Annotated in this window: 8 protein-coding genes; 6 read left to right on the top strand and 2 right to left on the bottom strand. The window is 43.7% G+C overall.

What is annotated here, in order from left to right:
- Positions 1-17 precede the first annotated feature (17 nt).
- From AC58U0_RS22015 to AC58U0_RS21990, 6 genes are all read left to right on the top strand, one after another.
- The gene (locus tag AC58U0_RS22015) at positions 18-1,247 is read left to right on the top strand and encodes a serine hydrolase domain-containing protein (protein WP_497381153.1); all 1,230 of its coding nucleotides are present in this window, start codon (positions 18-20) and stop codon (positions 1,245-1,247) included.
- Positions 1,248-1,676: 429 nt separating this feature from the next.
- Positions 1,677-4,478, top strand: coding sequence for an S-layer homology domain-containing protein (locus AC58U0_RS22010; RefSeq protein WP_497381117.1), 2,802 nt, complete (start codon positions 1,677-1,679; stop codon positions 4,476-4,478).
- A gap of 193 nt (positions 4,479-4,671) precedes the next feature.
- A complete protein-coding gene (locus tag AC58U0_RS22005; protein ID WP_497381116.1) occupies positions 4,672-6,474 on the top strand; it encodes a sensor histidine kinase in 1,803 nt (600 codons plus the stop codon).
- Complete coding sequence (locus AC58U0_RS22000) at positions 6,471-7,607, top strand: response regulator (protein ID WP_497381115.1); 1,137 nt, start codon at positions 6,471-6,473, stop codon at positions 7,605-7,607. The genes AC58U0_RS22005 and AC58U0_RS22000 overlap by 4 nt, the downstream gene beginning before the upstream one ends.
- A gap of 281 nt (positions 7,608-7,888) precedes the next feature.
- Positions 7,889-8,905 (top strand): SDR family oxidoreductase, encoded by a 1,017-nt coding sequence (locus AC58U0_RS21995; RefSeq protein WP_497381114.1) that lies wholly within the window; start codon positions 7,889-7,891, stop codon positions 8,903-8,905.
- 495 nt (positions 8,906-9,400) lie between these two features.
- A complete protein-coding gene (locus AC58U0_RS21990; protein ID WP_497381113.1) occupies positions 9,401-11,830 on the top strand; it encodes an EAL domain-containing protein in 2,430 nt (809 codons plus the stop codon).
- A gap of 96 nt (positions 11,831-11,926) precedes the next feature.
- Here AC58U0_RS21990 and AC58U0_RS21985 read toward each other — a convergent pair whose 3' ends face one another.
- Together AC58U0_RS21985 and AC58U0_RS21980 are read right to left on the bottom strand one after the other, a co-directional pair.
- Positions 11,927-13,666, bottom strand: coding sequence for a glycine betaine ABC transporter substrate-binding protein (locus tag AC58U0_RS21985; protein ID WP_497381112.1), 1,740 nt, complete (start codon positions 13,664-13,666; stop codon positions 11,927-11,929).
- Positions 13,666-14,868, bottom strand: coding sequence for a quaternary amine ABC transporter ATP-binding protein (locus AC58U0_RS21980; RefSeq protein ID WP_497381111.1), 1,203 nt, complete (start codon positions 14,866-14,868; stop codon positions 13,666-13,668). The genes AC58U0_RS21985 and AC58U0_RS21980 overlap by 1 nt, the downstream gene beginning before the upstream one ends.
- Between the last annotated feature and the right edge of the window lie 252 nt (positions 14,869-15,120).

Here is a 15,120-nt window from a genome sequence, read left to right as displayed (position 1 = left end):
ACGAAATGGAAAAGATGATGGGACAAAGAAACAGAGGCTTCTCCGAAATAGGGCTGCGCAAAATGAGCGACGTGCTGTCACGGCACGTCGAGTCCGGGAAGATTCCTGGGCTCGTCGCCCTGGTGAGCCGGAACGGTGAGACGCACGTCGAAGCGCTAGGTACGATGCGCCCTGAAGGTGGCGCGCCAATGCGCCGGGAGACGATCTTCCGGATGGCGTCCACTACCAAGATGGTCGCGGTCGCGCCGGTGATGATCCTGCTCGACGAGTGCAAGATTCATCTGGATGATCCAGTAGACACATGGCTGCCTGAACTAGCAATTCGGCAGGTGCTGAAACGGGCCGACGGCCCACTGGACGACACCGTGCCGGCGCGTCGGCCGATCACCGTACGGGACCTGTTGACCTCCACGTTCGGGCTCGGAGTGGATCTGACTTTGATGGGCTCCCCAATCCAAAACGCGATCTTCGAGAATGGATTATTCGACACACCAGGGATGGAGTTGCCCGAGCCCGATGAGTGGATGCGCCGCCTGGGCACACTCCCGCTGTGCTACCAGCCCGGAGAGCGATGGCAGTACCACGTCAGCAACGAAGTGCTCGGCGTGCTCGTTGCGAGGGTTACGGGGCAGCCGTTCGAGACGTTCCTGCGTGAACGCATCCTCGATCCGCTGGGGATGAAGGACACCGGCTTCTACGTGCCCGCAGGCAAGATTGACCGACTGCCGCCCGCCTTCAACCCCGATCCGCAGACCGGAGAGTTCATCGTGTGGGACGAGGCTGCAGGCGGACGCTACAGCAAGCCTCCCGTGTTCCAAGCAGGCGGCGGTGGGTTGCTCTCAACCGTCGACGACTATCACGCGTATTTACAGATGCTGCTGAACCAAGGGATGCACGGTACCAAACGGATCCTGTCCCGGCCCGCCGTCCAGCTGATGACCACCAACCGCCTCACACCCGAGCAACAAGCATTCCGAGACGACCTGGCCAAAAATAACGTCCATTTGTCTCACGGCCAAGGTCTGCACGGCGGCTGGGGCTTCGGGATGGCGGTACGCACTTACCTCGGCGACTACGCGTCCATCGGCCAGTTCGGCTGGGACGGCGGAACCGGCACCTCGGCGTACGCCGACCCGGACAAACAGCTTACCGGAATCCTGCTCACCCAGGTTGGGATGTCCACTCCGGATGCGATGCGGGTTATCCAAGACTTCTGGACCACGGTCTACCAGTCAATCGAAGACTAACACCGATGGTTCATTACTAACGGGGAAATTTAATAAAACAGTAGCAGTCTCAGGACTTTATTTTCTCGTCTCTTTGGCTGCTGCTTTTCTTATTAATGGGCATGGGGTACCGCCATGGAAAGACCCCTTGATCGGGGAAATGGATTTTGAGCACGTGACCTTTCAGCAGCCCAACAATCCGGAACTAAAGATTATGATTTATACCGCGTCGCCATCCACTATAGAGCTTTTGAAGAGTATCCTGGGAATCTAGGAAATTTGTTGCTGTCACTTAAAAGAAAGGATGGTGCTAACCCATCCTTTTTTGCTTTGAGTTGCCCTGCTAGAGAGCTAGGGCATAAGAACCAACGCTACTGTCGAAGTTTGTCATTTTGCCGTCATTGGCGTGTGATAGGGTAGTCTCTATACGATATAAGTAGGAGGCACATCATGAAGAATAGGTTATTCAAGAAGGTAGTACCATCTCTAGTTATGGCAAGTCTATTGTTTTCTTCGACGGGAGTAGCTTTGGGTGCATCGGCATCAGCAACGCCGGACATTAAGGGACATTGGGCGGAAGATCAAATATCTGCATGGATGGATAAAGGATTCATTAAAGGGTACGACAATGGTAGCTTCAAGCCAGAGAATCAAATTTCACGAACAGAATTCCTTGCTTTGGTTAATCGATCTTTCGGATTCACAGATGAGGCAGAAATTTCGTATAGTGATGTTTCAGCTGGAGATTGGGCATATCCTGAGGTTGCAAAAGCATTAAAAGCAGGCTACATTACAGGCTATGCAGATGGCACTATAGGTGCAAACAAGGCAATCAGCAGACAAGAAGTTGCGGTGATTGTCGATCGTCTTTTAGGACTTTCTACAACAGAAGGCGCAGCGAAATCTTTTACAGATTCGGGTACCATCGCAGTATGGGCAAAAGGATCCGTAGATGCAGCCGTTGCTAAAGGGATTTTGCAGGGCTATGCAGAGGACAACTCCTTTAAGCCAAGTAAATCTATTACGCGCGCAGAGGCTGTGGTTACTCTAGAGCGTGCGGTTGCAGCTAAAGTTACGGTTTATAACTCAGCAGGAATATATGGGCCAGCAAAAGGGACAGAAACAATAAACGGCGATGTTGCCATTAATGTAGCGGGTGTAACCTTACAAAACTTAGAAATTAAGGGCAAGCTCTTATTCGCGGCTGGCATTGGCAGTGGAGAAGCATTCTTAAATAACGTAACTGTAAAAGGCGACACTACCGTAAATGGAGGCGGCATTAACAGTCTTCATTTTAAGAATTCTAAGTTGAATAAAATGATCATTAAGTCTTCTAAAGGAACTGTACGTGTAGTTGCTGAGGGGTCAACAACGGTCACTCAAGTGAATGTATCTTCACCAGCAGTTATTCAAGAAGACGGTGCAACGGGGAGTGGTTTCGGAGATGTAACCCTGAACAAGGATTTACCCGATGGTTCTGATGTATCCCTAAAGGGTACCTTCGACAATGTCGTTGTTCTTGGGGACAAAGCAAACGTTGAGTTGCAGGAAGGCACAGCAATTAATAAATTTAAAACAGATACGGATACAACTGTAACTGGAAAAGGAACAATCACTACAGCTGAGTTGGGTAAAAATTCAAAAACAACCTTTGAAACGAAGCCAACAACAACTACAGTGGACGGAACGGTTCTGCCAAATTCGCCATCACCGTCGTCAGGAGGAGGTTCAACACCAACACCACCTGTAACGCAAAAGGGAACTGTTATAGGATCTGTTTACAAGGATATATCACGTAATGAGCCAATCGTTAATGTTACTGTTAGTGTGTACTCGGGAATCCAAGGTAAAGGATCTGTAGTTGGTACAGTAGCAACGGGTTCCAATGGGATGTATTCCATAAACAATGTCCCGGTGGGAGATTTTTATTTAAAGTTTGCAAAAGCAGGATATACGGATTTAACCGTTACTCCTTCGAATCATAAGGTTAATGAAAATGCTTCAACAGTTGTTTCAGCCGTTTATATGTACAGTAATTTGGTTAAAGGGTTTGTAAAGGATACAAGTCTTAACCCAATAAGTGATATTGAATTGTATTTTTACGATCAAAGTAATTCTGATGGTTATAAATTTACTACAAAAACCGAACCTGATGGATCCTTTTATTTGTATAATGTTCCGGAAGGTAATTCCATATATGTCTATATAGGGCATAATCATTTCACCTTTTTTGATGTTGATTCACCAATAGGTTTGATTTCGGCAGACGGAGAAACAAATATCAATATTGAGCTAATCGATAGAAGATTAAAAACTTTGACTTTAAGTGGTATTACTTTTGGCGAAGATTACAAAGCGACCGTACCATTTAGTGTGACAAGCACTGAAGTTTCGGCAACAACGATGGATCCCAAAGCAAACATTAAGGATGGATTGGGAACCCGGTCCCTCAAAGTAGGGCATAATTCAATTGAAGTAACTGTAGCCCCAATAAGTGGTGGGGGTTACAATAGTACCTTCACGATTGAAGTTTATAGAGAACCTGGCGCCGCCCAATTGGCAGCTGTAAAGGTGATCGAAAACTATGAAGGAGAAGATATAGACTTTGTAGATGTTCTAAACGTAGCAACTGGATTAGATACAGCTATTGGTGCAAACACACGGCCTTATATTGATGCCGTAGTAGCCGCAGCCCCTGGCGCATTAGATACATTTGAAGAAATTGCTGAGTTAATAGAATTTGTAAATCACAGAGAAGATAAGAGGTTAAGCTCCTTGGAGCTAACTGATGTAACATTAGACCCTGCATTTTCTCCGGATATTCTCGAATACACAGCAAGCGTACCGTCTAATGTGACAAGCACAACAATATTAGCTACACCGATGAATGTGAATGCAAATGTACACTTAAATTATGAACTAGGAATAAAGAAGCTGGATGAAGGGCATATGAATCAAGCCCAAATATATGTAAACCCGGAAAGTGGAGGGTATTATGATATCTACACGGTAAATATTTTTAGGGAATCAGGAGCAGAACAATTGGCTGCTATTGCAAAAATTGAAGCAGTAACGGTTTCTGCTGAATCAATCTCAATAAGTGATCTAAATAAAGCAGCCGGGTTAGATACAGCTATTGCTGAGAATTTAGCAGCTTATAGGAATGCTATTGTAACCGCAGCCGCTGGCGCATTAGATACAGTGGAAGAAATTTCAAATATGATAGAAAATGTAAACGAAAGCTTGTTATAAAATTGCAAAGTGTAAGTAAAAATGTCCTTTGGGTGAATTTCTCCTGAAGGACATATTTATGCTTGCGGTTGAAAAGTAGGGAACTTCTATCATTTCGAGTTATTTCGACAGGTTTCTATGTTTTTTTCATTCGCTTCTGATAACATAGAAGTTGCAGTATGAATGATTAAATCCTGCACGGGGGCTAGCATCTATGAGCAATTTGTATTTATCCTTACTACTAATGGCAGCTACCTGCTGTTCATTGGTTATAACGTACCTCTCTTGGAAAAGAAGAGAGCTTCCTATTGCTATAAGCTATGGCTTGGGTTTGTTAGCAGGCGCATTTTACACATTCGGATATGCTTTTGAAATTGTCAGTACGACTTTAGAACAAATACGTTTTTGGCTGCGAATTGAATATATAGGCATTCCTTTTGGTACTATTCTTTGGTTTGTTCTTGTTCTGCAGTATACAGGACGACAAAGGTATATTAACAAATGGGTTATTGCTCTGCTCATGATCGTTCCCGTTATTACCTTTGTAGCTCATAATACGAACGAATGGCATCACCTATTTTATAAAAGCATGACATTAAATTACTCAGAAGGATTCCCACTGGTTACTTTGGAAAAAGGACCCTTATATAGGCTTCATGTCGCTTACTCCTATACTTTTTTTGTAGTAGGTATGGGTTTACTGATTGAAATGTTCCGTAAAGCAACGCCCCGTATGAAGAAGCAAATAAGCTTTATGATTATTGGATCTTGGGGCCCTTACGGCTTTACGCTCGTTTATTTAAGTGGCGTTATTTACATGCCAATTGATATATCACCCTTCGGATTTCTTTTCTCAGGCGTGTTTTATATGTGGGGCATTTATCAATTTAACATGCTGAGGTTAGCCCCCCTGGCGCTGCAAAAAGTGTTCGCGTCGATGCAGGATGTGGTCCTGGTGTTTGATTTGGACAACACACTAACTAGCTTTAACCAGTCAGCCAATCGAGTCATAGAAGGCATAAATCACAAATGGATTGGTCAGCCGGCTGTTCAAATATTTAATCAGTACCCTGATCTGATTGAGAAAATCATGCAAGGACCCTCTTTGGAAAGCAAAATCCAAATTTCAGGTCAAATGGATGAACAATTTTATAATATACATATGTCCTTTATTAATGATAAAAACCAAAAGCCCGTTGGTAAAATGCTTTTGTTAAGTAATGTAACGGAAATGGTGCGCTCAGAGGAGAGACTGCTTGAAAATGCAAGACAGTTAAGTGAACTGAATACGTTCAAAGATAAGATGTTTAACGTAGTTGCTCATGATATTCGCGATCCTCTTGCCGTACTCATCAATTTGATGGAGCTAATGGAGGAAGAGATGCAGGCCTGCGGCGAGAACCATGAGGAAATTGTACATGAAATGGGCCAACAAATTCAGAATACATTTACTCTGGTTGAAAGCTTGTTGGATTGGTTTCGGAGCCAAAGGGGAGGCATGGTTTTTCATCCGGTTGAAAGGGATCTAGCTCACGCAGTTCAGACCAATTTGCGATTGCTGCTAGTTCGCAGCGAGGGTAAGCATATCCAAATGATATCCGACATACCAATGGGTACGTTTGTTTATGCGGATAAAGAAATGCTCGATTTAATTATCCGAAATCTGCTTTCCAATGCCATCAAATTTACAGACTCCGGGGGCGCCATCCGATTAAAAGCCGATCGCAGGGATGACAAAATGATTGTATCTGTAAGCGATACAGGGGAAGGAATATCTTCGGATCAAGCCACTACATTGTTACAGGAAGCCTATCCGATTTCTTCAGCGGGAACAGCCGGGGAGCGGGGCGTCGGTTTGGGACTCACCTTATGTAGGGAATTTGTCCGCTTAAATGGGGGAGAAATTTGGTTTGACAGTACACCCGCGCAAGGAAGTACATTTTATTTCTCTATCCCTACTCCACCTGAAGCTGTATCTAAGCTAACAGGCAGCATGGAAGGGATGGTGGTGAGATGAAGGTCATCATAATCGATGATGAGAAGGCGATGCATTTAATTATGAAACGGATGCTTGCCAAGGTTACGGATTTGGAACTTGTAGGCAGCTTCATGGAGACCGCAGCAGCGTATTCTTATGTGATGAATCATGAAGTGGATTTGATCTTTGTAGATATTAGCATGCCGAGGGAGAATGGATTAGAGTTTGCCCAACGGGTGCGGGAAAGCGGAAGAGAAACGAAGATCGTTTTTATAACATCGCATAAAGAATATGCTTTATTTGCCTTTGACGTCTATGCTTTCGACTATATCGTGAAACCGGTTATACAAGAAAGACTTCACAAAACAATCCAAAGAGCATTCGCGGAAAAACAGTCCGAACAGTTATTAGAAGCGAAGCAGGATCCTACCTTCAATGAAGTTAAGTTCTATTGCCTTGGTGGAATCGATATTCAAAGTACAGAGGGTGTAAGGGTCAAATGGAAATCTAGTAAAAGTGCGGAGCTTTTTGGATATCTGCTATTACATAAAGGGAGACTTGTATCTAGAGCGAGGCTTATTGAAGATATGTTTGGCGACATGCCCCAGAAGAATGCCGAAATTTATTTAAATACGACCGTTTATCAGCTTCGCAAAGTATTGGAAACGTATGGACTGAAGGAGAATCTGCATTCCGACAACAATCATTATGCACTTAGTCTAATCGATGTGCGTGTCGATATCCTGAGCTTTGAAGAGGGCTATAGGAAGATGCCCTTAGTGGATGAGTCAAATATCGAGCAAGCGATAGAGCTTGAACAGCTTTATAGGGGCGATTTATTTGGAGATCGCGCCTTTTCTTGGGCATGGAACGAGGTCGAGCGGCTATCGTTAATGTATACTTCTTTTACCCAGCGATTGTGCGTCGCCTTGTTAAACAGAGGGGAGACGAATGCGGCCATCCGACTATTGATGAAGCTCATTACCCATAACGAACTGGATGAAGAATCTATTATGCTGCTTATGAAGGCGTTGTCCTTACAGAAGAACAAAGAGGCTATAACCCAGCGATATATGCAGTATGCAGAGACTCTTCATAAAGAAATCGGAATAGAACCATCCCGTGAGGCTGCTGATTTGTACTCGCAGCTGCTTTCCGAACTGAATTCGTAAAATATTAATGGAGAAGGTAACGGCATATTTGCACCTAACAAACAATCCACTAGAGCAGAAGCTTTGACAATTGTTCTGCATGCTTTACAAGCAAATCCGGACCTTAATACTCTTTTAAACTCAATTAAATAAATATCTAACTTGGGCATGTGGGTAAGATTACCACGTGTCCTTTTTTCAAGGCTTCTAAGGGAGGTTTTGTAATAGCAACGTCGAATGTTTGTGTAACTAGCTCTGCAAAACCGAATCGCATATATCCAAATTAACGGAGGTGGCTTTATATGAGAGCGCTATTTATCGGAGGTACAGGGACGATCAGTTCTGCAATCACCAAGCAGTTGTTAGAAAAAGGATGCGAGCTTTATCTTCTAAATAGAGGCACAAGGAATGAGGACTTGCCAACGGGCGTAAATATTATGAAAGCAGATATTAATGATGAAAAGCAAGTATCTAAGCTTATTGAGAACTTGGAGTTTGATGTCGTTGCGGATTTCATAGCATTTGAACCGGCTCAGTTGGAAAGAGATTATCGCTTATTTAAGGGTAAAACGAAACAATTTATGTTTATAAGCTCTGCCTCTGCCTACCAAACGCCGTTGTCCGACTATAGAATTACAGAGGGAACCCCTTTATCAAATCCCTATTGGGAGTATTCCAGAAATAAGATTGCGTGTGAAGAATATTTAATGAAACAGTATCGTGAGACTGGCTTTCCGATAACGATCGTAAGACCAAGTCACACTTATAGTGAACGTTCGATTCCACTTGGCGTACATGGAAGCAAGGGTACCTGGCAGGTTGCTAAACGAATGCTGGACAACAAACCCGTGATCATTCATGGAGATGGCACTTCCTTGTGGACCATGACACACAATAGTGATTTTGCTAAAGGTTTTATTGGTTTAATGGGCAATATTCATGCGATGGGTGAGTCCGTTCATATTACTTCAGATGAGACGGTTACCTGGAATCAAATTTACGAGGTAATTGCTGATGCTCTTGGAGTAAAGCTCAAAGCTGTCCATGTTGCATCTGAATTTCTGGCTGCCTGCAGTAAGGAGGATTACAGGGGCGGGTTGCTAGGAGATAAGGCAAATTCAGTCGTATTTGATAATTCAAAGCTGAAACGACTTGTTCCTGAATTTGTTGCAAGCACGCGATTTGATCAAGGGATTAGGCAAACGATCGCATATATTTTAGCCCATCCTGAACATCAAACAGAGGATAAGGAATTTGATAGTTGGTGTGACAAGGTTATCTATGCATTGGATGATGCTGTAAGGAAAATAACGGAATAGGTCATGCCAAAGGTAGGGATCAGTCATGTATTGGTTATTTTTAATCATTATTTTGATATGCATTCTAATTTTTATGTTCATGTTTGCACGCAAGGCTAGAGATAAAATGGAGACAAGAAAGGTAGTTCAATTATCACTTAAACAAAAAAAGAATTCGGCGAATAAACAAACTTGTAGCTTTTGTCGAAAAAAAGCCAAACGTCTTTATTTTTATTCATCAGAAAGCGGTCAGGTACTAGGCGTATGTGAGCAATGTAAACCACAAGCGGAGCGACGAGCTTTGATGAGAATATAATCAGTTAGGAAGACATTCGTTGGTGACATATAATATTCAAAGAACAGGTCGGGAGAACGTTTTCCTGGCTTGTTTTTTTATGTTCTTTTCATAAAGCTAGAATTATTCAAGCAGGGAATAGAAGGAAACTAGGCGAATATATTAGTCGAATATAATTGGATATTGTCGTTTTCTGAGACAAATAAGGAGATTTAATATTCATGATGGAGACACTCTCAAACACCTATGACTTCCCCTTAGTCGTTCTTTCTATTATTATCGCAATAATTGCTTCGTTTGCAGCATTGGATCTAGGAATCCGTATACATAAAGCTAAAGGTAATGCACGTTACATATGGTTATCTGGCGGAGCCTTTGCTATGGGGATGGGCATTTGGTCTATGCATTTTATAGCTATGCTTGCGTTCCATTTGTCTATTCCGGTTACCTACAATGTAACGCTGGTCATTGTTTCGATTATTCCTGCAATTTTATCGTCGGGGCTAGCACTATATATTGTAAGCCAACCTTCTATGCGCAAATTTCAAGTAATCACGGGTGCCCTTTTCATTGGGACTGGAATTGTTTCTATGCATTATACCGGTATGGAAGCCATGGTTATGGAAGCCGCAATTACGTATAATCGTTTTCTATGGGCTCTTTCTGCCATCATCGCTATTGTCGTCTCATTAGTAGCGTTGCTTCTATTGTTTTTGGCAAAAGAAAACTCGAATAAACCGGGTTTTGGGTGGAGAAAAGCAGGAAGTGCCCTCATTATGGGGGTAGCTATATCGGGTATGCATTTCACGGGGATGTCGGCAGCATCGTTCAAACACGATCATCAACATATCAGCGTGTCGGGAGCATCGTTCGATAATACCCTTTTAGCATATTCGATTGGAATTGGCATGCTGATCATTTTGGGATTGGTGTTTATCAGCACTTTTGTTGAAAACCGTTTTGAATCCCAATCTTTAGGGTCAGAAAGAAAATTCCGATCCGTGATCGAGTCCGCTAACGACGCCATTATTTTAGCCGATAGCAAGGGTACCATTATTTCATGGAACACCGGAGCCCAGCTTATTTTTGGGTATCAAGAAAAAGATGTTTTAGGTAAAATGCTGCAAATCATCATACCTGAACGATATAGGGAAGCTCATAGAAAAGGAATGGAACGTTACCTTACCACACACGAACCTCACGTTATTGGGAAAACCGTCGAATTACAAGGATTAAGACAAGACGGAAGTGAATTTCCAATCGAACTTTCTATTGCTGATTGGGTAGAAGAAGGAAATACCTACTTCAGCAGCATCATTCGAGATATTACGGAACGCAAAAAAGCCGAAGAAAAAATCAATCAAATGGTATATCTTGATTCTTTAACGGGACTACCGAATCGACGCTTACTAAATGATCGCCTCACGCAAGCGTTGGATCAGGCAAGTGAAAATAAACAGATCATAGGGATTATGTTTATCGATTTGGATCGATTCAAATATATCAACGACACGTTAGGACATGCCATGGGTGATCGTTTATTGATTGAGGTTGCCAAGCGGCTTCGAGACTGCATGGGTAAAACGGATACAGTTTCACGCCAAGGTGGAGATGAGTTTATTGTGCTCCTCCCCAATACGACTTCTGATGAGACTATGAAAAAAGCCCAAAATATAGTCAACTTATTCACGCAATCGGTTGTGTTAAGTGATCACGAGATGTTTGTAACCCCATCGATTGGGATCAGTTTGTATCCATCCGATGGCCGGGATATAGAGACCTTGATCAAGAATGCGGATACAGCGATGTACCGTGTAAAAGAGCAAGGTAAAAATAATTTCCAATTTTATACGCCCGATATGAATGAAGCGGTATCTCAAAAAATGAAGCTAGAGATGGGACTCCGCAAAGGTTTGGAACGCGGTGAGTTTAAGGTTTATTATCAACCGCAGATTGATGTCATTTCCGGTAAGGTAATTGGTGTAGAAGCCTTGATCCGCTGGCAGCATCCGGAGTGGGGAAATATCCCTCCCGATGAGTTTATCCCTTTGGCGGAGGAAACTGGATTAATCATTCCAATAGGCGAATGGGTGCTTTATGAGGCATGCCACCAAAATAAAGTTTGGCAAAATGCAGGTTATCCTCCTTTACGCATCGCTGTAAATATTTCTTCCCGTCAATTTCAGCAAAATAATTTAGTTGAGATCGTCAGTAAAACTTTAAAAGAAACGGAACTAGACCCTCAATATCTTGAGCTTGAACTAACAGAAAGCATCATCCAAGATTCGAAGTATGCAATTACGACAATGCAAAAACTAAAAGCCATGGGTATTCATCTATCCATTGACGATTTTGGAACAGGCTATTCTTCTTTAAGCTATTTGAAGCTTTTCCCCATCGACAGCTTAAAAATCGATCGCTCTTTTACAAGTAATATCTTTGAGGATTCAAAGGATGCAGCACTTGTTCATACCATTATCGATATGGCGCACAATCTGGATTTAAAAGTGATTGCGGAAGGTGTTGAAACGCAGGAGCAGTTACATTTCCTTAGGCAGAGACAATGTAACGAGGCACAAGGATACTTTTTTAGCCGACCAGTATCCGGTGAAGAACTATCCATATTCCTAAAGAAGCATTCGTCATCATAGAACAAATGGTTTGGTGAACATTTGAGAAGGTGACGCTCGAACAAAAAGACTGGACAAGTATAAACTTATCCAGTCTTTTTGTTTATGCCGTACCCGTTATTTTTTAACCAGATCCTCAATGGAAGTAAGGTTCATATATTTCGGTACGACTAGACCGAGCTTGGTTCCGATCAGGTTGGGTCCCAAGTCCTCGAATTTACCTTTAAACTTCTCATAATAATCTTTATGCGTGGTTGGCAACCAAGCTGCCACCATGGCGTCCGCGTCCCCGCTAGCGATACCCGCCCACATGGGTCCTGCCTCCACCTGAAGCATATCTACTTGGTATCCCAACTTGCTCTCCAATACGTATTTAACCACATTTGTACTCGCAATTTCGGAATCCCATGCGACATAGGCAAGCTTTAACTTCTTCCCTTCCACTTTGGGAATACCGTTAATCCATGCATTTACTTTATCCGGGTTAGTCTCCACCCACTGTGAAGCGGATTCCTCTGGTTTCTGGCCGTCTTTGATTTTCGCCATCACCTGCTCCATATCAGCAGGTTTCCACTGAAAATTATCGAGGAATTGGTAGGCCGAAGGCTGATCGGTTTGCAAATGGAGACGTACAATTGAGTGAATCTCTTCATCTCCGCCGAATACATTCTTCGGATCCGCCAAATATTTTAGATCGTACTTAGAAAACATCCAGTGAGGTGTCCAGCCGGTCACAATGATGGGCTTGCCTTCCTTATAGGCTCTATCCAAGGCAGCTGTCATAGCCGTACTAGATCCTTCAATTAGCTTCCAAGAGGTAAGATTATAGGCCTTAAGCGCTTTTTCAGAAGCATTCATTAAGCCGGAACCGGGGTCAATGCCAATAATGCTGTAACCCACCTGGTCTCCGACAAAAGCACTTGTCGAAACAGGGGCCTTCTTCCCAATCGCTATAAAGACAGCAACGATGCAGAAAGCAGCTACGGCTGCGATTGTTATTGGCTTCTTAAGTGCAAAAGACTTGTTCCCTCTTCTTTTCTTGCCAATAACGCTCTGTGTCAGTCGATCCAGCAAGATCGCCAAAACGACAACAGCCAGTCCAGCCTCAAATCCTTGTCCCGTCTTCAATTGCGTCACCGCCCGGTATACGTCGGCTCCGACACCTTGCGCTCCAATCATTGAAGCAATGACCACCATTGACAAAGACAGCATGATGGTCTGGTTAATCCCAGCTAATATAGTCGGCAATGCCAGTGGAAATTGAACTTTAAAAAGCTTCTGAGCCGGGGTTGACCCAAATGCATCCGCAGCTTCCACTAAATCAGCAGGTACCTGCAGAATACCAAGGTTCGTTAAACGAATGGTCGGCGGGATAGAGAAAATAACCGATGCAATAACGCCTGGAACCACACCAAGGCCGAAAAAAGTAACCGCTGGGATGAGGTAAACAAACGCCGGCATCGTCTGCATAAAATCCAGCACCGGGGTCAGTGTACTCCTCACAGAGCGATTTCTGGCACACCAGATTCCGAGCGGCAGCCCAAGAATGATGGAAATAAGGGCAGAGGTTAAAACCAAAGCCAATGTGTCCATCGTGGGGTCCCAGTATCCGAGATTCAGGATTAGCAGCAATCCAAGCACAGTAAATAGCGCCAGCCGCCACTTGCCGAAATAATAAGCAAGGAGTGTTAGCAGTAGGATAACAACAATAGCGGGGAAGGCATGAAATAGGAAAGTGAATCCACCTACGATCCCACTAATGATGGAAGAGAAGAAGTCGAAGAGGAATGCTAAGTTAGTATTCAACCAACGGATGAAGGATTCCACCCAGCGGTCCAAAGGAATTTTAGGCAGCATTAGGGGTTCACCTTCTTGTCAGTAGTATCCTGGGTGCCGGCAATGGCAGCTAGAACGGCGCCGCGAACAATAATGCCTAGTAGACGTCCCTTTTCATCGACCACAGTAACTGGAATTTTGGCAGTACTAATAAGCTCGAAGCATTCATTCAAATGGATCTCAGGCGGGACGGTAGGCACATCACGGACAACGATATCCCCAATCGATTTACCACCTTGAACAGCCATAGCGGCATCTTCTGCCGTAATGGCGCCAATGAGCCGTTTTGCTTTGTCCACAACGTACAGGTTCGATATGCCACTATCCTGCATTAACTGCAAAGCAACCCTTGGTCCGCGTTCCAGAGTGATTGTTTCTGGCCTGCGCATCACGTATGCTGCCGTTAATACTTTGGACAGATCGACATCCTCTACGAATCGCTGCACATACTTGTTCGCAGGATTCATTAATATTTCTTCCGGAGTTCCAATTTGGACAATAGAACCATCTCTCATCAGAGCGATCCTGTCACCGATTCGCAAGGCTTCATCCAAATCATGCGTAATGAAAATAATTGTTTTTTTCATTTTATCCTGAAGCTCCAGCAGTTCATCCTGCATATCCTTACGAATTAAAGGATCCAATGCGCTGAATGCCTCATCCATAAGAAGGACATCTGGATCATTCGCTAAAGCGCGCGCTAGTCCAACCCGCTGCTGCATGCCTCCGCTCAGTTGATCGGGACTGCTGTCCTCTAATCCTTTTAAACCAACAAGCTCCAATGATTCGAGCGCCTTTTGCCGATTGGCCTGCTTGGAGCCGCCTTGAATCTCCAATCCAAACTCCACATTCTCAATGATCGTTTTATGCGGGAACAACGCGAATTTCTGGAAAACCATGCTGATCTTTCTTCGCCTGACTTGACGAAGCTGTTCATGGTTCATCGACACAATATTCTCGCCATCAATAAGAATTGTTCCAGAGGTGGGCTCAATAAGACGATTCAATAGACGGACGAGCGTAGATTTACCGCTTCCTGACAATCCCATAATGACGAAGATTTCGCCCGCCTGAATGGTGAAATTAACCTTGTTGACACCAATGGTATGCTTCGTTTCTTCGTATATTTTCTTTTTGGACCATCCTTTATCAAGAAGGAAGAGAGCCTTCTGAGGATCTTGTCCGAATACCTTCGTCAAATTATTGACTTCAACAATGTGCATGGTTACCTCCTGTTGTTTAGTTGAAATCAGACTACCTTAAATCAGAAATTTCCTCTCCGATCAAAAAAGCCGTAGTAATAATATAAACATAAAGACAGGAATTGAAACACGAGGTCCTAAAAGGGAGAAGAAGTGCGATAGTATTTGATGCCGGGATTCTTGGAAAGGCGTAACAGGCGAGTTGTGTGCAAGTGGTTATTAATATTCACAGATGAGAGGTGGATTGGCGAAACGGAGCTCTAAATATTTAAG

Source organism: Paenibacillus sp. J31P190 (genome assembly GCF_059692075.1).
The sequence above is the reverse complement of the archived record's forward strand: the minus strand, read 5'-3'. Positions and strand labels throughout refer to the sequence as shown.